The 22,155-nt window shown below is 68.6% G+C and carries 26 protein-coding genes; 15 read left to right on the forward strand and 11 right to left on the reverse strand.

What is annotated here, in order from left to right; translation table 11 throughout:
• The first annotated feature begins 1 nt into the window (after position 1).
• Complete coding sequence (locus BMY35_RS11905; RefSeq protein WP_093124243.1) at positions 2-331, forward strand: DUF3579 domain-containing protein; 330 nt, start codon at positions 2-4, stop codon at positions 329-331.
• Positions 332-499: 168 nt separating this feature from the next.
• Here the strand turns inward: BMY35_RS11905 and rpsT are convergent, their stop codons facing one another.
• Positions 500-814 carry a 30S ribosomal protein S20 gene (gene rpsT, locus BMY35_RS11910; protein ID WP_093198618.1) on the reverse strand — a complete coding sequence of 105 codons (315 nt, stop codon included), beginning with the start codon at positions 812-814 and terminating at the stop codon, positions 500-502.
• A 118-nt stretch (positions 815-932) separates the two neighbouring features.
• On the opposite strand from rpsT, the gene murJ reads away from it, so the two are divergent.
• The 7 genes from murJ (at position 933) to BMY35_RS11945 (ending at position 7,859) form a co-directional block, all read left to right on the forward strand.
• Positions 933-2,486: a murein biosynthesis integral membrane protein MurJ gene (gene murJ, locus BMY35_RS11915; protein WP_093198621.1), complete on the forward strand. Its 1,554-nt coding sequence runs from the start codon at positions 933-935 to the stop codon at positions 2,484-2,486.
• Positions 2,487-2,572: 86 nt separating this feature from the next.
• Positions 2,573-3,424: a SirB1 family protein gene (locus BMY35_RS11920; RefSeq protein WP_093198623.1), complete on the forward strand. Its 852-nt coding sequence runs from the start codon at positions 2,573-2,575 to the stop codon at positions 3,422-3,424.
• Positions 3,425-3,429: 5 nt separating this feature from the next.
• A complete protein-coding gene (locus BMY35_RS11925) occupies positions 3,430-3,858 on the forward strand; it encodes a bleomycin resistance protein (protein ID WP_093198626.1) in 429 nt (142 codons plus the stop codon).
• Positions 3,859-4,007: 149 nt separating this feature from the next.
• Positions 4,008-4,439 (forward strand): YciI family protein, encoded by a 432-nt coding sequence (locus tag BMY35_RS11930; RefSeq protein ID WP_093198629.1) that lies wholly within the window; start codon positions 4,008-4,010, stop codon positions 4,437-4,439.
• Between the two features lie 37 nt (positions 4,440-4,476).
• The gene (locus BMY35_RS11935; protein WP_093198632.1) at positions 4,477-4,902 is read left to right on the forward strand and encodes a YciI family protein; all 426 of its coding nucleotides are present in this window, start codon (positions 4,477-4,479) and stop codon (positions 4,900-4,902) included.
• Complete coding sequence (locus BMY35_RS11940; RefSeq protein ID WP_093198636.1) at positions 4,899-6,203, forward strand: RNA polymerase sigma factor; 1,305 nt, start codon at positions 4,899-4,901, stop codon at positions 6,201-6,203. The genes BMY35_RS11935 and BMY35_RS11940 overlap by 4 nt, the downstream gene beginning before the upstream one ends.
• Before the next feature lie 48 nt (positions 6,204-6,251).
• Positions 6,252-7,859 carry a M14 family metallopeptidase gene (locus BMY35_RS11945; RefSeq protein ID WP_093198640.1) on the forward strand — a complete coding sequence of 536 codons (1,608 nt, stop codon included), beginning with the start codon at positions 6,252-6,254 and terminating at the stop codon, positions 7,857-7,859.
• A gap of 6 nt (positions 7,860-7,865) precedes the next feature.
• On the opposite strand, the gene BMY35_RS11950 is transcribed toward BMY35_RS11945, so the two are convergent.
• The 5 genes from BMY35_RS11950 to purM all read right to left on the reverse strand — a co-directional run bounded on the left by BMY35_RS11950 (position 7,866) and on the right by purM (position 12,339).
• On the reverse strand, positions 7,866-8,867 hold the full coding sequence (locus BMY35_RS11950) for a GlxA family transcriptional regulator (RefSeq protein ID WP_093198644.1): 1,002 nt from the start codon (positions 8,865-8,867) through the stop codon (positions 7,866-7,868).
• On the reverse strand, positions 8,831-9,460 hold the full coding sequence (locus BMY35_RS11955) for a DJ-1/PfpI family protein (protein WP_093199605.1): 630 nt from the start codon (positions 9,458-9,460) through the stop codon (positions 8,831-8,833). Before BMY35_RS11955 ends, BMY35_RS11950 begins: the two co-directional genes overlap by 37 nt.
• A gap of 5 nt (positions 9,461-9,465) precedes the next feature.
• On the reverse strand, positions 9,466-10,026 hold the full coding sequence (locus tag BMY35_RS11960) for a cysteine hydrolase family protein (RefSeq protein ID WP_093198648.1): 561 nt from the start codon (positions 10,024-10,026) through the stop codon (positions 9,466-9,468).
• Positions 10,027-10,153: 127 nt separating this feature from the next.
• Positions 10,154-11,245, reverse strand: coding sequence for an AI-2E family transporter (locus tag BMY35_RS11965; RefSeq protein ID WP_170217097.1), 1,092 nt, complete (start codon positions 11,243-11,245; stop codon positions 10,154-10,156).
• A gap of 53 nt (positions 11,246-11,298) precedes the next feature.
• Positions 11,299-12,339 carry a phosphoribosylformylglycinamidine cyclo-ligase gene (gene purM, locus BMY35_RS11970; protein WP_093198652.1) on the reverse strand — a complete coding sequence of 347 codons (1,041 nt, stop codon included), beginning with the start codon at positions 12,337-12,339 and terminating at the stop codon, positions 11,299-11,301.
• A gap of 129 nt (positions 12,340-12,468) precedes the next feature.
• On the opposite strand from purM, the gene hda reads away from it, so the two are divergent.
• The 5 genes from hda (at position 12,469) to BMY35_RS11995 (ending at position 17,205) form a co-directional block, all read left to right on the forward strand.
• Positions 12,469-13,155: a DnaA regulatory inactivator Hda gene (hda, locus tag BMY35_RS11975; protein WP_240652132.1), complete on the forward strand. Its 687-nt coding sequence runs from the start codon at positions 12,469-12,471 to the stop codon at positions 13,153-13,155.
• A 27-nt stretch (positions 13,156-13,182) separates the two neighbouring features.
• Positions 13,183-14,802, forward strand: coding sequence for a polynucleotide adenylyltransferase PcnB (pcnB, locus tag BMY35_RS11980; protein ID WP_093198658.1), 1,620 nt, complete (start codon positions 13,183-13,185; stop codon positions 14,800-14,802).
• Positions 14,799-15,410, forward strand: a complete 612-nt coding sequence (gene folK / locus BMY35_RS11985; RefSeq protein ID WP_371287160.1) for a 2-amino-4-hydroxy-6-hydroxymethyldihydropteridine diphosphokinase — start codon at positions 14,799-14,801, stop codon at positions 15,408-15,410. Before pcnB ends, folK begins: the two co-directional genes overlap by 4 nt.
• Before the next feature lie 125 nt (positions 15,411-15,535).
• Positions 15,536-16,180, forward strand: coding sequence for a DUF47 domain-containing protein (locus BMY35_RS11990; RefSeq protein ID WP_093198661.1), 645 nt, complete (start codon positions 15,536-15,538; stop codon positions 16,178-16,180).
• 14 nt (positions 16,181-16,194) lie between these two features.
• Entirely contained in the window at positions 16,195-17,205 is a 1,011-nt protein-coding gene (locus tag BMY35_RS11995) for an inorganic phosphate transporter (RefSeq protein ID WP_093198664.1), read from the forward strand.
• A 113-nt stretch (positions 17,206-17,318) separates the two neighbouring features.
• On the opposite strand, the gene BMY35_RS12000 is transcribed toward BMY35_RS11995, so the two are convergent.
• Genes BMY35_RS12000 through BMY35_RS12020 form a run of 5 tightly spaced genes read right to left on the reverse strand, consistent with a single transcriptional unit; the run spans position 17,319 to position 21,141 of the window.
• Complete coding sequence (locus BMY35_RS12000; RefSeq protein ID WP_093198667.1) at positions 17,319-18,659, reverse strand: glycosyltransferase; 1,341 nt, start codon at positions 18,657-18,659, stop codon at positions 17,319-17,321.
• Positions 18,660-19,586 carry a Gfo/Idh/MocA family protein gene (locus tag BMY35_RS12005; RefSeq protein WP_093198670.1) on the reverse strand — a complete coding sequence of 309 codons (927 nt, stop codon included), beginning with the start codon at positions 19,584-19,586 and terminating at the stop codon, positions 18,660-18,662.
• Positions 19,583-20,116, reverse strand: coding sequence for a dTDP-4-dehydrorhamnose 3,5-epimerase family protein (locus tag BMY35_RS12010; RefSeq protein WP_093198672.1), 534 nt, complete (start codon positions 20,114-20,116; stop codon positions 19,583-19,585). The genes BMY35_RS12005 and BMY35_RS12010 overlap by 4 nt, the downstream gene beginning before the upstream one ends.
• A 57-nt stretch (positions 20,117-20,173) precedes the next feature.
• Entirely contained in the window at positions 20,174-20,620 is a 447-nt protein-coding gene (locus BMY35_RS12015; protein ID WP_093198675.1) for a hypothetical protein, read from the reverse strand.
• Positions 20,617-21,141: a GNAT family N-acetyltransferase gene (locus tag BMY35_RS12020; protein ID WP_093198678.1), complete on the reverse strand. Its 525-nt coding sequence runs from the start codon at positions 21,139-21,141 to the stop codon at positions 20,617-20,619. Before BMY35_RS12020 ends, BMY35_RS12015 begins: the two co-directional genes overlap by 4 nt.
• Positions 21,142-21,321: 180 nt before the next feature.
• On the opposite strand from BMY35_RS12020, the gene rpsP reads away from it, so the two are divergent.
• Together rpsP and rimM are read left to right on the forward strand one after the other, a co-directional pair.
• The gene (gene rpsP, locus BMY35_RS12025; RefSeq protein ID WP_093198680.1) at positions 21,322-21,585 is read left to right on the forward strand and encodes a 30S ribosomal protein S16; all 264 of its coding nucleotides are present in this window, start codon (positions 21,322-21,324) and stop codon (positions 21,583-21,585) included.
• Between the two features lie 15 nt (positions 21,586-21,600).
• A complete protein-coding gene (gene rimM, locus BMY35_RS12030) occupies positions 21,601-22,155 on the forward strand; it encodes a ribosome maturation factor RimM (RefSeq protein ID WP_093198682.1) in 555 nt (184 codons plus the stop codon).

Genomic DNA, 22,155 nt, shown 5'->3' on the forward strand with positions numbered 1-22,155 from the left:
GATGATTTCCCCCACAGCCAAAGAAATCTTCATCCAGGGCATCACCAAGGATGGACGGACCTTTCGCCCCAGCGATTGGGCCGAGCGTCTGGCCGGCGTGATGTGCTCCTTCCGCCCGGGCGGCGCCTATCCGGGCAGTCACCTGAGCTATTCGCCCTGGTGCATCCCGACGACCATCAACGGCGTGAAGTGCGTGGTCGTGAACCGCGCCCTGCGCGACGCCGAACCGATGGCCTGGGACTTCTGCGTGAACTTCGCCAGGGACAACGACCTGCAGGTAGCCGAAGCCTGTCTCGTGCCCGACGCACCCATCCCCCCGAAAAAGGCCTGACAGGCCTTTTTCTTTGCCTGTCTGCCTGCTTTTTGGCCCGGCGCCCGGGTTCTTCACGAAACGAACGGGCATGAAAAAACCGCCCGAAGGCGGTTTTTCACTTTGCTGCAGCGCACCCCGATCAAACGGCGGACCGGAGGATTCCGGTCCGGGCTTGCCTGACAGGTGTCAGGCGGCGGCCTTTGCAGGCGCGAGGGCGAGGGCCTTGACCTTGGCCGACAGGCGGCTCTTGTCGCGGGCGGCCTTGTTCTTGTGGAAGATGCCCTTGTCGGCGATCGCGTCGACGATGCTCTGGGCCTTCGCGAACAGTTCGCTTGCCTTGGTCTTGTCGCCGGACAGAACAGCCTTTTCGACGTTCTTGACAGCGGTACGGTACTTGGAGCGCAGCGAGGTGTTCGCAGCGTTCAGCTTGGTGTCCTGGCGGACGCGCTTACGGCCGGAGGCGAGGCGCGGGTTCTTTTTCTTGGGCTTGGCGGATGCCATGATTTATGTCCTTAGGTGTCTGAGGATGATGCAGCAAAGCCCTCCATTATAGGCCGGGTCGGCTTTTCCGGCGAATCCGGCCGTTTCGGGCCTCCGGCGGGGCCTAAACTCGGCCCCCGTGTCCCTGCTCAAATCCGCCTCCACCGTCTCCCTGCTGACCCTCGCCTCGCGGATCACGGGCCTCGTTCGCGACGTGCTTTTCGCCTCGGTTTTCGGTGTCAGCGCGCTCACCGACGCCTTCAACGTCGCATTTCGCATCCCGAACCTGTTCCGGCGGGTCTTCGGCGAAGGGGCCTTCAGCCAGGCCTTCGTGCCGGTGCTGGCCGCGCGCAAGACCGAAGCGGGGGACGAGGGCGCCCGGCAGCTCATCGACCACGTCGCCACGCTGCTGACCTGGACGCTGGTGATCGTCTGCGTGGCCGGCGTGGCCGGCGCGCCGCTGCTGGTCTGGGCCATGGCCAGCGGGCTGCCCGGCTTCGACGCGGCGGTGGTCATGACGCGCTGGATGTTCCCGTACATCGGCTTCATGTCGCTGGTGGCGCTGGCGGGCGGCATCCTCAACACCTGGCGCAAGTTCGCGGTGCCGGCGGCGTCGCCGGTGCTGCTCAACGTGGCGCTGATCCTGTCGATCCTGGTCGGGGCGCCGCTTTTCCGGCACTGGGGCATCGAACCGATCTACGCGCAGTGCGTGGGCGTCATGGCCGGCGGCGTGCTGCAGCTGGCCCTGCAGTTTCCCGCCCTGCGCAAGCTGGGGCTGCTGCCGCGCCTGGGCCTGAGCCTGCGGGCGCTGCGCACCGCCTGGACCGACCCGAACACGCGCAAGGTGCTCAAGCTGATGCTGCCGGCGCTGCTGGGCGTGAGCGTGGCGCAGATCTCGCTGCTCATCAACACGCAGATCGCCTCGCATCTCGCGGTGGGCAGCGTGACCTGGATCACCAATGCCGACCGGCTGATGGAGTTCCCGACCGCCATGCTCGGCGTGGCGCTGGGCGTGGTGCTGATGCCGCAACTGGCCGGCGCCCGCGCCGCCAAGGACGACGCGCGCTATTCCTCGCTGCTCGACTGGGGCCTGCGCCTCGTGGTGCTGCTGTCGGCACCCTGCGCCATCGCCTTGCTGCTGTTCGCGAAGCCGCTGGTGGCGGTGCTCTTCCACAACGGCGCCTACAGCGGCGAGGACGTGGGCCGGACCACCGTGGCGCTGATGGGCTACGGCGTCGGCCTCGTCGGCATCGTGGCCGTGAAGGTGCTCGCGCCGGGCTACTACGCCAAGCACGACACCCGCACGCCGATGCTGATCGCCGTGGGCGTGCTGGTGCTGACGCAGATCCTCAACGTGTTCCTGGTGCCGGTGCTGCAGCACGCGGCGCTCACGCTGACCATCGCCATCGGCGCGCTGGTCAACGCGGCGTGGCTGCTGGTCGGGCTGATCCGACGCGGCAGCTACAAGCCCGAGCCGGGGTGGGGCAGGTTCGCTCTGCAGGTGATCGCCGGCACGGCGGTGCTCGCGGGCCTGCTGGTGTGGGGCTCGGCGCATTTCGACTGGGTCGCCCTGCGCGAGCAGCGCCTGCTGCGCATCGGCCTGCTGGCCGCGCTGGTCGCCGGCTCGGCGCTGCTCTACTTCGGCGTACTGGCGGCGGTCGGCGTTCGGCTGCGCAGCTTCGTCCGCCGCTGAAAGCTCGCGCCGGGGCGGTGGCGGCGCTCGCGCAATACGCGTGTGCCCTGCCTTGACGCTCCCTGAATGCTCCTCTACAAAGCCACATGACGTTCAGCTTTCAGGTTCCAACCGCCCTGGAGTATTTCGAATCGCTGGTCCGCAGCGACGACCAGTTTCCGCTGCTCGAGGCCGCCGCCAGCCTGGCCCAGGACGAATACCCCGACCTCGACGTGCAGCAGGTGCTGGGTGACGTCGACCAGCTCCTGGCCCGCCTCAAGCGCCGCCTGCCCGCCGACGCGGCGCCCCTGGCCCGGCTGCGCGCCCTGAACCAGTTCTTCTTCAACGACCTGAACTTCGGCGGCAACGTCAACGACTACTACGACCCCGACAACAGCTACCTGAACGCCGTGCTGCGCACCCGCCGCGGCATTCCGATCTCGCTGGCCGTGCTGTGGATGGAGCTGGCGCAGGGCCTGGGCCTGCAGGCGCGCGGCATCGGGTTTCCGGGGCACTTCATGCTCAAGGTGACGCTGCCCAAGGGGCAGGTGGTGATCGACCCGTTCACCGGCAAGTCGCTGTCGCGCGAGGAACTGAGCGAGCGGCTCGAGCCCTACAAGCGCGGCAACGGGCTGGTGGGCGACTTCGACGTGCCGCTGGGCCTGTACCTGCAGCCCGCCAGTTCGCGCGAGATCATCGCCCGCATGCTGCGCAACCTGAAGGAGGTGCATCACGCGCAGGAAGACTGGCAGCGCGTCATCGCCGTGCAGGACCGCCTGATTGCCCTGCTGCCCAGCGCCTGGGGCGAGTACCGCGACCGCGGCGTCGCGCATGCGGAGCAGGGCAACACGGCCCAGGCGGTGCGCGATCTCGAAACCTACCTCGCGAAGGCCGAGGACGCGCTCGACCTCGACGCGATCGCCGAGCGCGTCGCCACGCTGCGCCGCATGGCCAGCTGAATGAAATGAACACCCGGGCCGGCGTGAGCCCGGCGCCCGACCTGGGCACCCTGCATGAATTCCACGGCGTGCAGCCGGTGCTGCCGGTGTCGGACGTCACGCGCGCCGCGCGGTGGTTTCGCGACGTGCTGGGCTTCGAGCTCGACTTCATCGCCGGCGAGCCGCCCAGCTATGCCCGGGTGAAGAAGGGCGACCGCAGCTACGGCGACCCGGTCTACCTGCGGTTGTGGCAGTGCAACGCGCGCGAGGCCAAGCCCTGGCGCGGCGAGATCGTGATCCACGTGGGCAAGGACATCGACGGCCTGCACGCCGCCTACGTGAAGCGCGGCGTGACGATCATCGAGCCGCCCATTTCCCAGCCCTGGGGGCTGCGCGAATTCGCGATCCGCGAACCCGACGGCCATGTGCTGCGCTTCTGCGGCTACCTGCCGTGAATGCCGTGGCCGGGTCGAATTTCTGAAACACAAAATTACAAATAGATCGACGCAGCCGTGTCGATCCGGCTTGCGCTCGTCCGACGTGTGAACAGGAGCAGGCAGATTCCGAAGCCGCTTCACCACCATCAACCTTCAGGAGAAACGACATGCGATTCATGATTCTGGTCAAGGCCAACGCCGATTCCGAAGCCGGCGTGATGCCCAACACCGAAATCCTCACCGCCATGGGCAAGTTCAACGAGGAACTGGTCAAGGCCGGCGTGCTGCTGGCGGGCGAGGGCCTGCACCCCAGCTCGAAGGGGGTGCGCGTGCGCTGCGAGGGCCCCACCAGGCGCACCGTCATCGACGGCCCCTTCTCCGAGACCAAGGAACTGCTGGCCGGCTTCTGGCTGTTCCAGTGCAAGTCGAAGGAGGAGGCCATCGAGTGGATCAAGCGCAGCCCTTTCCAGGAAGGCGAGATCGAGATCCGCCAGGTGTTCGAGGCTGCCGACTTCGGCGACTCCATGACCCCCGAGCTGCTCGCCCAGGAAGACCGCCTGCGCGCCGAGACCGAGGCCCGCACCAAGGCCGCCGGCTGAGCCGCGGCCAGCACAACCGAACCCAAGGAGAACTGCCATGCGATTCATGCTGCTGATGATTCCCCACGGCTACGAAACAGCCGCGCCCGGCACCATCCCCGACGACGTCGAGGCGGTGTCGGCCATGATGGCCTACAACGAGTCGCTGCAGAAAGCCGGCGTGCTGATCAGCTGCGACGGCCTGCACCCGCCCTCCATGGGGGCGCGCGTGAGCTTCAAGGGCCGCAAGCCCAAGGTCGTCGACGGCCCCTTCGCCGAGGCCAAGGAGGTGCTGGGCGGCTTCTGGATCATCGACGTGCCCTCGCGCGCCGCCGCCATCGAATGGGCCAGCCGCTGCCCCGGCGGCGACAACGAGGTCATCGAGGTGCGCCAGATCCAGGAGATGGACGACTTCCCGGCCGACGTGCAGGCGGTGGCCGGCGAATTCACCTCGATGCAGACGGTGAAGAAGACGGACGCATGAGCCACGGCGAGGGCCGCGCGGACACCGCCGCCATCCACCGCACCATCGAGGCGGTGTGGCGCATCGAGTCCGCGAAGATCATCGCCACCGTCGCGCGCATGGTGCGCGACGTGGGCCTGGCCGAGGAGCTGGCCCAGGACGCGCTGGTCTCGGCCCTCGAGCAATGGAGCGATTCCGGCGTGCCCGACAACCCCGCCGCCTGGCTCACGGCCGTGGCCAAGCGCCGCGCGCTCGACCGCCTGCGCCACCTGCAACTGGCCGAGCACAAGGCCGGCGAGATCGGCCGCGAAATCGACGCGCAGCACGAGATGGCGCAGGACGATTTCGCCGAGGCGGTCGATGCCGCGCTCGACGACGACATCGGCGACGACCTGCTGCGCCTGGTGTTCACCGCCTGCCATCCCGTGCTGTCGACCGAGGCCCGCGTGGCGCTCACGCTGCGGGTGATGGGCGGCCTGACCACAGACGAGATCGCGCGCGCCTTCCTCGTGCCCGAGGCCACGGTGGCGCAGCGCATCGTGCGCGCCAAGCGCACCCTGGCCGAGGCGCGCGTGCCCTTCGAGGTGCCGCGCCGGCACGAGCTCGAAGCGCGGCTCGCCTCGGTGCTGGAGGTGATCTACCTGGTCTTCAACGAAGGCTACTCGGCCACCGCCGGCGACGACTGGATGCGTCCCACGCTCTGCGAGGAGGCGCTGCGCCTGGGCCGCATCGTGGCCGAGCTGGTGCCGAAGGAATCGGAAGTGCACGGGCTGGTGGCGCTGATGGAAATCCAGGCCTCGCGCACGGCCGCCCGCATGGGGCCCTCGGGCGAGCCGGTGCTGCTGCTGGAGCAGAACCGCGCGCGCTGGGACCAGATGCTCATCCGCCGCGGCCTCGCCGCGCTCGCGCGTGCCGAGTCGCTGGGCGGCGCGCTCGGCCCCTACGCGCTGCAGGCCGCCATTGCCGCCTGCCACGGCCGGGCACGCACCGCCGACGAAACCGACTGGGGCCGCATCGCCGCGCTGTACGACGCGCTGGCCGAGCTCACGCCGTCGCCCATCGTCGAGCTCAACCGCGCGGTGGCGCTGTCGATGGCCTTCGGTCCGGCGGCCGGGCTGGAGGTGGTCGATGCACTGCTGGACGAGCCCTCGCTCAAGAGCTATCACCTGCTGCCGACCGTGCGCGGCGACCTGCTCTTCAAGCTGGGCCGGCGCGACGAGGCGCGCAGGGAGTTCGACCGCGCCGCGACGCTCACGCGCAACACCCGCGAGCGCGCGCTGCTGCTTGCGCGCGCCAGGGCCTGTACCCAGCCGGCGAGCTGAACGGCATCTGAAGCATCCGAGGGCCGCGCGGGAGCAGAATGCGCAGCCATGCTGCGTTCCCCCTCCCTCCAGCGCCTGTGCGCCTCCGGCCTCGTCCTGCTGTCGGCCGTTCCGGCGCAGGCGCAATTCGATCCCTCCAAGGCATGGGTCGAACCGCCCGTTATTGCTGCACGCTTTCCCGATCCGCCGGTGAGCTACGCCACGCCGGGCTTTCGCGCCGGGCGCACCGACTTTCCCTCGCATGCCGAAGTGCTCGCCTTCCTGGACGAGTTGGCGCGCCAGTCGCCGAACGTGCGCATCGAGCGCCTGGGCCAGTCGCAGCAGGGGCGCGAGATGCCGCTGGTGGTGCTGGCGGAGCAGGGGCGCATCGATCCGGCCCGGCCGACCGTGATGGTGATCGGCCAGCAGCACGGCAACGAACCGGCGGGCGGTGAGGCGGTGCTGGCGCTCGCGCAGCAGTTCGCGACCGAACCGGGCTCGGCGCTGCTGAAGAAGGTCAACCTCGTGCTGGTGCCGCGCGGCAACCCCGACGGCGCCGAGCGCTTCACCCGCGTCACCGCCAACGGCATCGACGTCAATCGCGACCACCTGCTGCTGCGCACGCCCGAGGCGCGCGTGATCGCGGCGGCCACCCTGCGCTACGCGCCGCAGGTGGTGCTCGACCTGCACGAGTTCACCGTCGGCGGCCGCTGGATCGACAAGTTCGGCGCCGTCATGAAGTACGACGGCCTGCTGCAGCCCGCCACCGTGGGCAATCTCGACGCCGCCATCGCCACCAGCGCGCAGCGCGACTACGTCGATGCCATCCAGGCCGCCTTCGCGCAGGCCGGATTGCAGGGCTTCAAGTACCACACCACCTCCGGCGGCAAGGCGGACGACCGCACCGTGTCGATGGGCGGCGTGCAGCCCGACACCGGCCGCAACGTGAGCGCGCTGCACCAGGCCGTGAGCCTGCTGCTCGAGGTGCGCGGCGTGGGGCTCGGGCGCGCGCACTTCGCGCGTCGCGTGCACACGCAGGTGCTGGCGGCCACCACGGTCATCGAGACGGCGGCGAAGCAGGGCCCGGCGCTGATGCAGCTCACCGCGCAGGCCGGCCAGCGCGCCAAGGCCGATGCCTGCCGTGGCGAGCTGGTGGTCGAGGCCTGGCAGACGCCGACGCGGCAGCGGCTCGATTTCCTCGATGCGAAGACCGGCGAGGACAAGGCGGTCGACGTCGACTGGCGCGCCGCCGAGCCGCTGAAGATCGTCAATGCGCGGCCGCGCCCCTGCGGCTATCTGCTCGCGGCCAGCGAGACCGTGGCCGTGCAGCGGCTGCAGATGCTGGGCGTGCGCGTGGAGCGCATCGACAGCGCGGCGCCGTGGTCGGTGGAGCGCTACGAAATCCTCTCGCAGACCGATGGCCAGCGGCAGGATGCGCGCGGCGCCATCGAGGACGGCGAGGCCATCCGCAGCTTCCGGGTGCGGCTGCGCCATGGCCGCGCGGTGGTGCAGCCGGGCAGCTTCTACGTGTCGCTGGCGCAGCCGCTGTCGCCGCTGGTCAGCGCGGCGCTCGAGCCCGATTCGCAGAATAGCTATGCGGCCAACCGGCTGCTGGAGGTCGGCGACGACAGGCTGCTGCGCGTGCCGGGGCCAACGCCCACGGGCGTCTGGCACTGAGCGGCGTCAGGCGCGGGAAGACGATCCCGCTTCCGAAGGCGATCCCGGCAGCCCGAATTGGTGCCATGCGCGGCGCAGCTGCGTGTCGGAGCCGAAGCCCGATTGCTCCGCCGCCCGCGTGACGCTCGCGCCCGAGGCCAGCGCCAGTTGCGCCGTCGCGAGCCGCAGCCGCCTCAGGTAGGCCAGCGGCGCCACGCCCGCGTGCTCGACGAAGAGCCGCGTCAGATGTCGCGCCGAGGTGTGCGCCACCTCGGCCATGCGCGGTACGCTCCAGTCGGCCTGCGGCTGCTCGCTGACGGCGTCCTGCACGCGATGCAGCGCGGCATGCAGATGGTTGCGGTAGGCGAGGAAGGGCGACAGCTCCGGGTCGTGCGGGCCGCGGCGGAGCGCCACCACCATGGTCTGCGCGACCTGCGCCGCGAGCGCTTCGCCGCACAGCCCGGCGATGCGGTGAAGGATCAGGTCCACGCCGGTGGTCACGCCCGCGCTGCTGTAGAGCGGCGGATCGATCACGAACACGCGGTTGCTCACCACGTCGCAGCGCGGCTCCACCTCGCGCAGTTCGCCCAGGTGATGGTGATGCGTGGTGGCGCGCCGTCCCGCCAGCGCCCCGGCGTGCGCGGCCAGCACGGCGCCGGCGCAGACCGTCACCAGCTCCAGCCGGTCGCGCTCGAAGCGCAGGCCGCGCAGCCAGTGCAGCAGGTCCTGCGTCTCGGTGTTGTCGATGGCGATGGCGTCGCCGGGCAGGCCGACCAGCACGACCCAGCCGGGACCGTCCCATGTGGTCGGCAGCGGCGAGAGCCCGGCCAGCGCCACGCCCACCGAGCCCAAGGCCGTCGGCCGGGGGCTGGCGAACTCGATGGCGAAGCGCTCGGGCTGGCCCATGGCGCGCAGCCGCTGGTTGGCGATGCGCAACGCCTCGGCCGGGCCGGCCCAGTCGAGCACGAGGCTGCCGGGCAGAAGGACGAAGACTACGCGGATGAGGGCTGGCTGGGGTTGCGGTTCCATTCGTAGTCCATCTGGCGCGCGGTGCGCTCGGCCAGCTCGCGCCCGGCCAGCCGCTCGACGAGGTGCAGGCTCATGTCGATGCCGGCGCTGATGCCCGCGGAGCTGACGATGCGGCCGTTGTCCACCCAGCGCACGCCCTCGCGCACGTCGAGCGAGGGGAAGCGTTCGCGCAGCTCGGCGATGTCTTCCCAGTGGGTGGTGACAGAGTCGTTCGACACCACGCCGCTTTCGGCAAGCAGGAAGGCGCCGGTGCAGACCGAGGCGACGATCTTCGCGCGGGCAGCCTGATCGGCCATCCAGCGCAGCGTGTCGGGGCTGGCCATCGGCGCGTCGACCACGCCGCCGGGGACGATCAGCACGTCGGCCGCCGGGCTGTCGGCCAGCGTGTGGTTGGCCAGCAACTGCAGGCCGGCGCGCGCCTGCACGGGCTGGCCGCGCTGCGCATGGGCCACCGAGGCGACATCGAACGGCGCCGCCGTGCCCGGCCGCATCCGCTGGCTGACCCGGCTCGCGGTGGTGAACACCTCGAAGGGGCCTGCGAAATCCAGTGCCTCGACACCGTCGAAGGCGAGGATGAGTACGCGCAGGGGCATGTCGTTCACGCCACGGCCCGTTCGAGCGCCTGCGCCACGGTGCAGACGGTGGCGAAGCGGCCATGCAGCACGGCGGCGGTGCGCGCCTTGATGTCGGCGGCCGCGAGCGGGCTGCCGTCGGGGTGCTTCATGTCGAAGGTGAGGGTGGCGTCGGTGACGTAGTCGACCTCCCAGCCCAGGTCGGAGGCATGGCGGGTGGTGGTCTCGCAGCACTGCTCGGTGCGGATGCCGCTCACGATCAGCCGGCCGATGCCGTTCTGCGTGAGCCACACGTCCAGCCCGCTGTTGACCAGCGCGCTGTGGCGGTGCTTGGTGAAGGTGGCGGCCGCGTCGAAGGCGGCAATGCCGCCGATGGGGCGCACATGGCCCGATTCGACCGCGAAGGGGTTGCTGGCGTCGGAGGGCTCGTCGGTGTGGAAGACCCGCACGATCGGCAGGCCGGCGGCGGCGCAGCCTTCGATCAGCGCGTTCTGCGCGGCGAAGTACGGGGCCGCCTGGCTTTCGTTCCAGTAGGCGCGCTGGCGGAACGACTCCTGGGCGTCGATCACAATCAGACAGGTTTTCATGGCGGGGCTCGCGGGCGAGGGCGGAGTGGATGATGCCGCCTATTCTTCTGGCCTGCCAGCCGTCGGTCCGCTCACGGCCGGACCGGAATCGATCAGATTCGGACCTCGAGGGGCGGCAAAGGCCCCGTCAGACCAGCCGAGCCGCCTGCAGCTCTTTCTTCAGGTACGCGTAGTACAGCGGCGCCGCCACCAGCCCGGCCGGCCCGAACACCGCCTCGGCCACGAACATCACGGCAAGCAGCTCCCACACGCTCATCTGCGTGCGCGCGCCCACCACCTTGGCGTTGATGACGTACTCGGCCTTGTGGATCACGATCAGGAAGATCAGGCAGGCGGCAGCCGTGACCGGCGATACCGACAGCCCCACCAGCGTGATCACCGAGTTGCAGACCAGGTTGCCCACGATGGGCACCAGCCCCGCGAGGAAGGTGAGGGTGATGAGCGCCGGCGTGTAGGGCAGGTGCGCGTCCCACAGCGGCATGACGAAGAGCAGGAAGATGGCCGTCAGCAGCGTGTTGAAGGCCGCGATCCAGAACTGGGCCGCGACGATCTGGCCGAAGGCCTCGCCGAAGGTCTGCACGCGCTGGTGCAGCTGTTCGGCCAGCGGCAGGCGCCGCACCGGCGCATGCGCCACGGCGGCCAGGCCGCCGACGATCAGGCCCACGTACGAAAAGAGGATGCCGTGCAGCCAGGCGCGTCCGGCCACGGCCAGCGAGCCGGCCTGCGCGCGCAGGTAGTTGGCGATCACGCGCTGCACCTCGGCCGCGCCCTCGGGCAGGTAGACAGCGATCTCGACCGGCAGCTTGGAGCGCAGCTCCAGCACGGTGCGCGCCGTGTAGTCGAGCAGTTCGCGGTACTGGTCGGGCGCGTCGACGATGTATTCGCGGGCCTGCGACAGCCCCAGCGTGACCAGGGCGATGGGGGCCAGCAGCACCAGGGTGACGGCCAGCACGCCGGCCCAGCCGTCGGCGCTTCCGGGCCGTTTGGCCAGTGCAGGAATGCGCTGGAACCCTGAAGCCAGCAGGCGCGAGAACCAGCGCGTGACGAGGAAGCCGATGCACACGCACAGCAGGCCCGGCAGCAGGTGCTCCCACATCACCAGCAGCAGGGTTGCCAGCATCAGCAGATAGCTGGCGATGGTCACGCCGCGCGAGGCCGCGGGGCGGATGGCAGGGGCCGTCGAAGCGGCTGTGGTGGCGGGCTGCGGCTTGTTGGCCATCCGGTGCGTCGCGTGCTCGGTTCGTCGGTGCTTGTGGACGGAGCCGCCGGCGTTCAGCCGACGACCACGGCCGCGCCTTCGCCGCGCTCGGCGATCACGCCGATCTCGTGCACCGTTTCACCGGCGGCACGCAGCGTGGCGGCGCAGGCCGTGGCTTCGGCGGCGTCGATGACGACCACCATGCCGATGCCGTTGTTGAAGGTGCGGTTCATCTCGATGTCGTCGATGCCGGCCACCTTCTGCAGCCAGGCGAACAGCTCGGTCTGCGGCCAGCTGCCCTTCTTGAGGTGGGCGGCGGTGCCTTCGGGCAGCACGCGCGGGATGTTTTCCAGCAGGCCACCGCCGGTGATGTGGGCCAGCGCCTTGATCGGGTGCTTGCCCAGCGCCTCGAGCACCGGCTTCACATAGAGGTGGGTGGGCTCCATCACGGCTTCGCGGAAGGGCTTGCCGTCGAGGGTGGCGGGCAGGCCGGAGCCTGCGCGCTCGATCACCTTGCGCACCAGGCTGAAGCCGTTGGAATGCACGCCGGCCGAGGCCAGGCCCAGCACCACGTCGCCGGGCTTGACGTTCTGGCCCGTGAGGATCTTCGATTTCTCGACCGCGCCGACCGCGAAGCCCGCCAGGTCGTATTCGCCGGCCGGGTACATGCCGGGCATTTCGGCGGTTTCGCCGCCGATCAGCGCGCAGCCCGAGAGCTCGCAGCCGCGGGCGATGCCGCCGACGACCGCCGCGGCGGTGTCCACGTCGAGCTTGCCGCAGGCGAAGTAGTCGAGGAAGAAGAGGGGCTCGGCGCCCTGCACCAGCACGTCGTTGACGCTCATGGCCACCAGGTCGATGCCGACCGTGTCGTGCATGTTCCATTCGAAGGCCAGCTTGAGCTTGGTGCCCACGCCGTCGGTGCCGCTGACCAGCACAGGTTCCTTGTAGCGCTTTGGCACCTCGAACAGCGCGCCGAAGCCGCCGATGCCGGCCAGCACGCCTTCGCGCAGGGTCTTCTTGGCCAGCGGCTTGATGCGGTCGACCAGGGCGTCGCCTGCATCGATGTCGACACCGGCGTCCTTGTAGCTGAGCGGGGTGGGCGTGGAGGAAGTCATGGGTGGTCGAGGTCGGGAGGGACGCAAAGAGTGGGGGCGGAAGGGGCGCCGGTAACCATGGTGGCCGGGCCGATAGAATTCCTGATGATTTTAAGGGCCCTCGCGGCCCCCTCCATGAACCTTCCCGGGATGAAACAGCTCGCGCTCGATATCGGCATTGCGACGGGCCCCAGCTTCGACGCCTTTTTTGCCGGCCCCAACGAGGCGGCGCTGCGCCACCTGCAAGTGTGGGTGGGCAGTGCCGGCAGCCCCGCGCTGCACTCGCCGGTGCCCACCTACCTGTGGGGCGACGGCGGCAGCGGCAAGACCCATCTGCTCGAATCGGTGCGCGTCGCACTGGGCGAGCAGGGCGCCAGCGTGGGCTGGCTGCACGCCGGCCTGCTGGAGCCCCCCGAGTTCGACGAGCGCTGGGGCGCCGTCCTGCTCGACGACGTGCACCTCTACACCGCCGTGCAGCAGCACGCGGCCTTCAACTGGTTCGTCAACGCCCAGACGCTGCAGCGCGGCGTGGTCGCCGCCGGCGCATTGCCGCCGGCCGACCTGCCGCTGCGCGAGGACCTGCGCACCCGCCTCGGCTGGGGCCACGTGTTCCACATGCAGGTGCTCAGCGAAAGCGAACGCCGCGCGGTGCTGCGCCAGGCGGCCGACGCGCGCGGCGTGATGCTGTCGGACGACGTGCTCGACTACATGCTGCACCGCTTCAGCCGCGACCTCGGCAGCCTGATGGAGCTGCTCACGCAGCTCGACGGCTACGCCCTGCAGACGCAACGCGCGATCACCATTCCGCTGATCCGCTCCATGCTCGAGAACGAATAAAAGAGCGAACAAGGCTTCCAACCAACAATGATCAAGAAATTCATCGACAAGCTGCTCGGCAAGGGTGCCGGCGGCACGCAGGGCAAGAGCCGCTTCGGCAAGCGCCAGGAGGTGCCGGCCGAAGTCCACGGGATCGATCCGGCCCTGGTCGACGAACGTGCGAAGAACGTGGTCACCACGCTGCAGCAGGCCGGCTACGAGGCCTACGTGGTGGGCGGCGCGGTGCGCGACCTGTTGCTGGGCCTGCGCCCCAAGGACTTCGACGTGGCCACCAACGCCACGCCGGAGCAGGTGAAGTCGCTGTTCCGCCGCGCCTTCATCATCGGGCGGCGCTTCCGCATCGTGCACGTGGTGTACGGCCGCGGGCGCGAGCACGAGGTGATCGAGGTCTCGACCTTCCGCGCCTACATGGACAACGCCGCGGCTGAGCAGGTGGCGGGCAACGAGCGCACCAGCAAGGGCGAACTCGCGAGCATGAAGCACGCGGTGGACGCCAGCGGCCGCGTGCTGCGCGACAACGTCTGGGGCCCGCAGGAGGAAGACGCCGCCCGTCGCGACTTCACCGTGAACGCCATGTACTACGACCCGGCCAACCAGGTCGTCGTGGACTATCACAACGGCATCAAGGACGCCCAGAAGCTCACGCTGCGCATGATCGGCGACCCGGCCACGCGCTACCGCGAAGACCCGGTGCGCATCATCCGGGCCATCCGCTTCTCGGCCAAGCTCGCTGCGCTGGGCTTCAAGCTCGAGGCAAAGACGGCCGCTCCGCTGGTCGAGTCGACCAAGCTGCTGGCCGACGTGCCGCAGAGCCGCCTGTTCGACGAGATGCTCAAGCTGCTGCAGACCGGCCACGCCATCGCGACGGTCGAGCAGCTGAAGAAGCTCGGCCTCGCCCGCGGCATCTATCCGCTGCTCGACGTGGTGGTGGAGCGCGCCGACCAGCCTTTCGTGAAGGCCGCCCTGCAGGACACCGACCGCCGCGTGAGCGAGGGCAAGCCCGTGGCGCCCAGCTTCCTGCTGGCCTGCGTGCTGTGGGCCGACGTGCGCGACGGCTGGGCCCAGCGCCAGGAAGGCCGCAACGGCCAGCGCCCGCAGCCGCCGTTCCCGGCGCTGCAGGATGCCATCGACGACGTGTTCAACGCCCGCATCGGCGACGTGTCGGGCCGCGGCAAGCTGGCCGCCGACATGCGCGAGATCTGGATGATGCAGCCGCGCTTCGACAAGCGCACCGGCTCCACGCCCTACAGCCTGGTCGAGCAGGCGCGTTTCCGCGCGGCCTTCGACTTCATGCGCCTGCGCGCCGACGTGGGCGAGGTGGGCGAGGCCATCGCCGAGTGGTGGCAGGAGTTCAGCACCTCCGACGACGCCCGCCGTACCGACCTGCTGGAGCAGGTGCGCGAGGAGCAGAAGGTGCGCCAGCGCGTGCGGGTGCGCGAGACGCCCCAGTCGCCGAAGCAGCCGAAGCCCCATGGGGAGCCGGCAGGGCGCCGCGCCGCGGATCCGGGCCGGAACGACGATGTCGAGGTCGAGACCCTGGCCGTGCCGCCAGACGGCGAAGCCATGGCGCCGCGCAAGCGCCGGCGCCGCCGCAAGCCGCGTCCAGGAGGCGGTGGTGAGGGCGGCGGGAGCGCCGCAGACGCATGAACAAGCCTGATCGGCCCAAGGGCGACGGCAGGAAGAGCGGCCCGCGGCCCGCTCCGACAGGCAAGCGCGCGGCACCCGCGAAGCGGGCCCAGGCCCGGCCTTCCGGAGGCGGCCAGGCCATGCGCCGTTCGAAGGAGGACTACCCGACCGTGCAGGCCTTCGTCGCCATCGGCGCCAACCTGGGCGACGCCCAGGCGGCGGTGAAGGCGGCCATGGACGCCATCGACACCATCGAGCGAACCGTAGTCACCGCGCGTTCGTCGCTCTACCGCAGCGCGCCCGTCGAATCTTCGGGGCCCGACTACATCAATGCCGTCGTGGCGGTGCGGACCGGCCTGACTGCGGAGGCTTTTCTTTCCGAGCTGCAGCTGCTCGAGGACCAGGCCGGGCGCGAGCGGCCTTTTCCCAATGCACCGCGCACGCTCGACCTCGACCTGCTGATGCACGGCAATACGGTCAAGGACACGCCCAAGCTGAGCCTGCCGCACCCTCGCATGCGGGAGCGGGCCTTCGTGCTCAAGCCGCTGGCCGAGATCGCTCCCGACAAGGTGCCGCGCGCGGCGCTGGCGCGGGTTTCAGGCCAGGTCATCGAACGCATCCGCGGCTGACCGGCGGCGGGGCGGGAGCCCGGCCCGCCGGCCCGGCTTCGCCCTCCCATTACACTTGCACGGTTTTTCATCACCCTGTCACGCGGATGTGGCAGGCAAGTTCCGAGATCCCAGGAGAGCGCCACATGTTCGGCAAGCTGCTGCCCCGCGAGGGGAATTTTTTTGAGATGTTCAACCAGCACGCCGAGCGCATCGTCGAGGCGGCGCGGGCGTTCGAGCAACTGGTGACCAATTACAGCGACGTGCACCTGCGCGAGCAGTACAACCGCGACGTCGACAACGCCGAGCGCGCTGCCGACCGCGTGACGCACGACGTCAACCGGCTGATCCACAAGACCTTCATCACCCCCATCGACCGCGAGCAGATCCACAAGCTCATCAACACGATGGATGACGTGGCCGACCTGATCCAGGACTCGGCCGAGACCATGGCGCTGTACGACGTGCGCCACATGACCGACGAGATCGTGCGCCTCACCTCGCTGAGCGTGAAGTGCTGCGACCGCCTGAAGGACGCCGTCAAGTTCCTGGGCCGCATCGCCGACCCGGCCGTGGCCGAGGCCACGCTGAAGACCTGCGAGGAAATCGACCGCCTCGAGTCCGACGCCGACCGCGTGATGCGCAGCGCCATGAGCAAGCTGTTCCGCGAGGAGCCCGATGTGCGCGAGGTGATCAAGCTCAAGGCGATCTACGAGCTGCTCGAGACGATCACCGACAAGTGCGAGGACGTGGCCAACGTGATCGAGGGCATCGTCCTCGAGAATTCGTAAGCGGGCAGCGACCGATGGCAACGGTTCAGGTCGCCCTCTGGGTGGTTGTGGTGCTGGTCGCTCTGGCGATCCTGTTCGACTTCATGAACGGATTCCACGACGCCGCCAATTCGATCGCGACGGTGGTGTCCACCGGGGTTCTCAGGCCGGGGCAGGCCGTGGTCTTCGCGGCCTTCTTCAACCTGATCGCGATCTTCATCTTTCATCTGAGCGTGGCCGCCACGGTGGGCAAGGGCATCGCCCAGCCCGGGGTGGTCGACGTGCACGTGGTGTTCGGCGCTCTCGTGGGCGCCATCAGCTGGAACCTCGTGACCTGGTACTACGGCATCCCGAGCAGTTCGTCGCACGCGCTGATCGGCGGCATCGTGGGCGCAGTGATCGCCAAGACCGGCACCAGCGGGCTCGTGGCCTCGGGCATCTGGAAGACGGTGGCCTTCATCTTCGTCTCGCCGGTGCTGGGCTTCCTGCTCGGATCGCTGATGATGGTCCTGGTGGCCTGGGGCTTCCGCCGCGCCACGCCCTCGCGCGTGGACCGCTGGTTCCGCCGGCTGCAGCTGGTCTCGGCGGGCGCCTACAGCCTGGGCCACGGCGGCAACGACGCGCAGAAGACCATCGGCATCATCTGGATGCTGCTGATCGCGACGGGGTACGCCTCCTCCAGCGACGCGACGCCCCCGAACTGGGTCATCGTGAGCTGCTACGCCGCGATCGCGCTGGGCACCATGTTCGGCGGCTGGCGCATCGTGAAGACGATGGGCCAGAAGATCACCAAGCTCAAGCCCGTGGGCGGCTTCTGCGCCGAGACGGGCGGCGCGCTGACGCTGTTCCTGGCCACCGCGCTGGGCATTCCGGTGTCGACCACGCACACCATCACCGGCGCCATCGTCGGCGTCGGCTCCGCGCAGCGCGCGAGCGCGGTGCGCTGGGGCGTGGCGGGGAACATCGTCTGGGCCTGGATCTTCACGATTCCGGCTTCGGCGTTCGTGGCGGCGATTGCTTATTGGGTTAGCTGGCAGATCTTCTGACGGCTTTTCTCCCATGAGGAGCGATCGGGGAAGGATGCGCGATCGTCAGCAGGAAGACCGGCACACGCGAAGCGTGTCGTGGCAGACGGCGTCGATTCAGGTCGTCGTGCCCGTCAGCCCCGGCCCCAGCGCCGCGGTTGCGCTGGCTGCTCCTCGTCGATCGAAAGACTGCGCAAGCCGACGCCCAGAGTTCGGGCGTCGCTGCTGAGACCCAGTTCCTTCGGGCTTGCGGGCATCAGCGGGATGAACTCGATCACCATGACCTGGAGCCCGGTACACAAGGTAGCGGGAATCCGGGTGCTGTATTCCGCGCGTCCCCGGCTGTCATGGATCTGGAGTACGGCCTGTCCGTTGACCCTGATCTCGAAGGCGCCCAGCGGCTTGGTGGCTGGATCAACCAGGAGGTTCGCGTCCACGCGGAGCACCAGGTCCCGCTTTACGGGGGCGGCCAGCGGCAGCACCAGCTGAATCGGCCCAGGGCCGCTCCAGCAGCCCCAGGGCTCGGGAGCGAGGAGGCCGGAGTGGGCATACCGGAGCGTCGGCGCTTCGGTGCCGAATCGGATCGCCTCGCCCATGGCGTATGCGTGCAGCGTGGTCGACGTGTCGCCATTCCTGCGTGGTCGGCTCACTTCGCGCTTCAACCCATCGATTGCAGAGGCGAGTGCTGCTGCGCTTGCGGGGCGCGCGCCAGCCAGCCGGTCCAGGACGGGCTGCAGGCATTGCCGGACAACCGCCGCTCTCCGCTCGGGAGCTTGCAGTTCATGCCACCAGCGTGCGAGTTCATCGACCCGCTGGGTCACGGCCAGGCCGCGACGGCTTTCGGACGACAGGTGCAGGACTTCGGGCCACTTGAGGGAAACATATCTGCACCAGGGCTGGCGCAGAAACTGGAGCCAGAAATGCAAGTCGCTCGCCACGTGTGGCGGCGCGGGCATCCAGCCGTCGGGGAGCCTGTGATAGGCGTCCAGCCTGTGGCCGCCGGTGCAGAGCCCGAAGCCGGCTTCCCTTTGCTCCATTTTCCGGATGGCCTGGGGGTCGACGGCGGCATCGAAGATCGACGAGTGGATCGAGCCGTCGGGCGACACCTCGATCTGCATGGTGTGGGCGAGGTCGTGCTTCTCGAGCAGCCCGGCCATTGTCTCCAGGTGCTCGGGCATCCACAGGTCGTCGTCGCTCTGGTAGCACACGAAGCGTCCGCTCGCATGTTGCAGCGCCTCGTGGCGCGAGCGTTCTCCATTGCGCTGGCCCTTGGGACGATCGAAGAAGCGGATGCGCTCGTCGGCGGTCATCAGTTCAGCCACTACTTCGCGAGTGCGGTCGCCTACACCGTCTCCGACGATGAAAAGCTCGAAGTCCTGTCGCGTTTGCCATTGGACGCTCGCCACCGAATAGCGCAGCGTGTCTTCGTGGGCGTGGGTCGGTATCAGGACGGTGAAGTCGGGCGAGGCGGGCATTCAGCGGTCTTCCTCGAGCCCGGCCAACGCGCGAATTTGCGCAACGGCTTCCACGATGCGCAAGCCCTCCTGGGCACTGCTTTTCGGAGCCGGACCCGTACCCGCGACCCACGCGACAAAGCAGGCCAGCTCATCCAGCAGGGGCATGCTTGCCGCGAAAGGCCGTCGCTCCCATTCGGGTGCTGGCCGGGAGGTCGATCGTCCGCGCGTACGCAGTACAGCCACGTGTTCGTCGTAGGCATCGCCCAGCACGGCCACGCCGTCGCGGCAGCGCAGTTCGATCACACGACGGTGTTGCGGAGAACGTACCCCGACTTCGCAATGCATCCACACCGGACCGTCGAGCCAGGCCTTGAGCGTGGTGAGGCCCTGATCATCGGACTCGGCGTGCGCGAGCTTCGGCGTGGGCAGGTCTCCGAGGATCTCGAGCGCGATGCTCAGATCGTGTGGCATCAGGATCCAGGCAGGGTCCACGTCGGTGTGCGGGCATCCCCATTGCACCCGCGTGGCGTGGATGCCCTGCACGGGGCCCAGTTCCTGGCTGCGGGCAATGTCGCGCAGCAGGTGTACGCCAGGGTGGTAGCGCCACTTGTCCATCACGAACACCCGCTCGCCGGCGGCCTCCACGATGCGCCGAGCACTGTCGACATTTGCCGTCAGGGGTTTTTCGCAGAAAAGAGGCCGGCCACGCGCGGCCAGTTCGAGCACAACCTCGCCGTGGGACACCGTTGGCACCGCGACCACGTAGGCGTCGCACTCGGGCAGTTCGCCGACGGTGCCCACTGCATGCGTCGCCCCCGCGGCGAGCGCGGCGCGGCGCCCCTCGTTGCTTGGCACGGCGACCACTACCTCGCAGCCGAGCGCCTGCAGGTCGCGCAGGATCAGCCGGCCCCAGCGGCCGCAGCCTGCGAGTCCGATGCGGATCATGATGTGGCCTCGGCGGCAGCCATCTTCTGCAGCAGCGCATCGAGGCTGTCTGCGTTCCGGTCGCGCGCGGACAGCTCGGGCGAAACGCAGCTTGCCGGCCAGGGGATGTTTAGCCGAGGGTCGTCCCAGCGGCAGCCCAGTTCGTCGGATACCGGGTCCCAGTAGTGGGACATCCCGTAGATTGCGAGGCAGGGGGCGTCGAAGTAGAAGCCGTGTGCCACGCCGGGTGGAATCACCACCATCTTGGGTTCCTTGCCGTCCAGTTCGACCAGCGAGCCGCGTCCGAAGGAGGGTGAATCCGCTCGCAGGTCGCACAGGCCCAGATGCATGGTGCCCTCCAGCACGACCAAGTTGTCGAAATGGGTCAGGTGCACATGCACGCCGCGTAGCACATTGCCGGCCGAACGCAGCAGGTTCCATTGAACTGGAGAGGGTTCGTCCCCCGAACTCCAGCATTCGCGAAACAACTCCGTGACGGAGCCTCGGGCGTCCTCATGGGGGCGCAAGGTGATCTGATGTGTATGTATCATTGCGTAACTCTTTCTTATTCTAAGAGTTGCGCAATGCGTTGCGGCCGGCGTAGGAAGTTACTGGGAGATCTTCCGCCCCTCTTCGATCTGGTGCTCGAAGTACCGCTGGAAGCTGAACACGATGCTGGCCATCAGGATCGTGCTGCCGAAGAAGAGGGCCAGCACTACGGCGCCGATGGTGAACCAGTTGGTGCGGCCGGGTTCGGCGTCGGCCGGTGCGCTGGCGTTGAAGCGGGCGTTCCACTTCTCGGGCGTCATGAGGCCGTAGACGATGGCCATCAGCGCGCAGCCTGCGATGGTGAAGCCCAGCAGGGGAATCAGCGCCCAACTCAGGCCGTCGTCCACGCCGTACATGCGCACGCGCTCGATGCCGTAGACGCCCAGTGCCGTGGGAATGGGCAGCAGCCAACCGAGCCAGTCGCCCATGCCGCGCAGATAGAAGCGATGCAGCCCGAGCGGGCCTCCGAGGAGGGAGAGCCAGGCGGCGAAGGTCTTGTTTTTCATTCGGGTCTGGTGGTGCTGCCTTCGCCGAGCACCTTTTCCATCAATACGACGTCACGCCATTCGCCGAACTTCCAGCCGCAGTCCTTCAGCACGCCGACGTGCGTGAAGCCCTGGCTGCGATGCACGCCGATGGAGCCTGCGTTGGCCGAGTCGCCGATCACCGCGATCAGCTTGCGCACGCCTGCCGCCTCGGCTGCCTGCGACAGCGCTGCCAGCAGCTTGGTGCCGAGACCCTTGCCGCGTGCTGACTCCGACACGTAGATCGAGTCTTCGGCCGAGAAACGGTAGGCTGGGCGCGGCTTGAACCAGTTGCAGTAGGCAAAACCCAACACTTTTCCGTCTTCCTCTGCGACCACGTACGGCAGGTTTTTAGCCAGCACGTCGGCGCGGCGCGATGTCATGTCGGCAGGGGAAGGAGGCTCCGTCTCGAAGGTGCCCGTGCCGTGCAGCACGTGGTGGGCATAGATGGCGGTGATGGCTGCGATGTCTTCTTCGCGGCTGGGGCGGATGGCAAGGGGCATGCGGATGGAAACGGCTGGCGCAGGGCCGGAATTGGGGGAAAACGCTTGTCGGGCTATAATCGCGGGCTTTTCAGCGTGTCGCTGGCCGGGTGGCCATGTCGCGTGTCTCGACGCTGGAAGAACATTGTGAGCAGGCCTTCTTTTCATCCACTAGGCTTGCTGACCACCCAAGGATAAATCATGGTCGTCATTCGACTCTCCCGCGGCGGCTCCAAAGGCCGTCCGTTCTTCAACATCGTCGTGTCGGACAAGCGCGTTCGCCGCGATGGCCGTTTCATCGAGCGCCTGGGCTTCTACAACCCGACCGCCAAGGAAAACGAAGAAAGCATCCGTATCGCCCAGGACCGTCTGGCGTACTGGAAGAGCGTCGGCGCACAAGCTTCGCCCACCGTTCTGCGCCTGATCAAGCAAGCTGCCTCGGCAGCTCCCAAGGCGGCAGCCTAAGCCGCCCGCACGGCGATGTTGCCTGCACTCGAAGCCGCCGAATTGCCGGCGGATGCGATCGAAGTGGGGCGCATCGCCGATGCCTGGGGCATCAAGGGCTGGTTCAAGGTCCTGCCCCACAGCGCCCAACCCGAGGCGCTTTTTTCTTCCAAGCGCTGGTTCCTGCAGGCTCCCGGAGCCTCGGCGAGCACAGCCTTCCGGCTCGCGATCCGCGAAGCCAAGGAACATTCCGATTGCATCGTCGCCACGTCCGCGGACGTGCCTGACCGCAACGCCGCCGAGGCGCTGCGCGGGGCGCGCGTGTTCGTGCCGCGATCGAGCTTTCCTACCGCTGGCGACGATGAGTACTACTGGGTCGACCTGATCGGCCTGTCGGTGGTCAACCGCGAAGGCGTGGTGCTCGGCACGGTGCGCGAGCTGCTCGCAACCGGCCCGCAGACCACGCTGGTGCTGGCCGCCGAGGAAGAGGGCAAGGCCATCGAGCGCATGGTGCCCTTCGTCTCCGCCTTCGTCGACAAGGTCGACCTGCCCGGGCGGCTCATCACGGTCGATTGGCAGCCGGACTACTGA

It is taken from the genome of Variovorax sp. YR750 (assembly GCF_900109805.1).
Taxonomy (GTDB): domain Bacteria; phylum Pseudomonadota; class Gammaproteobacteria; order Burkholderiales; family Burkholderiaceae_C; genus Variovorax; species Variovorax gossypii.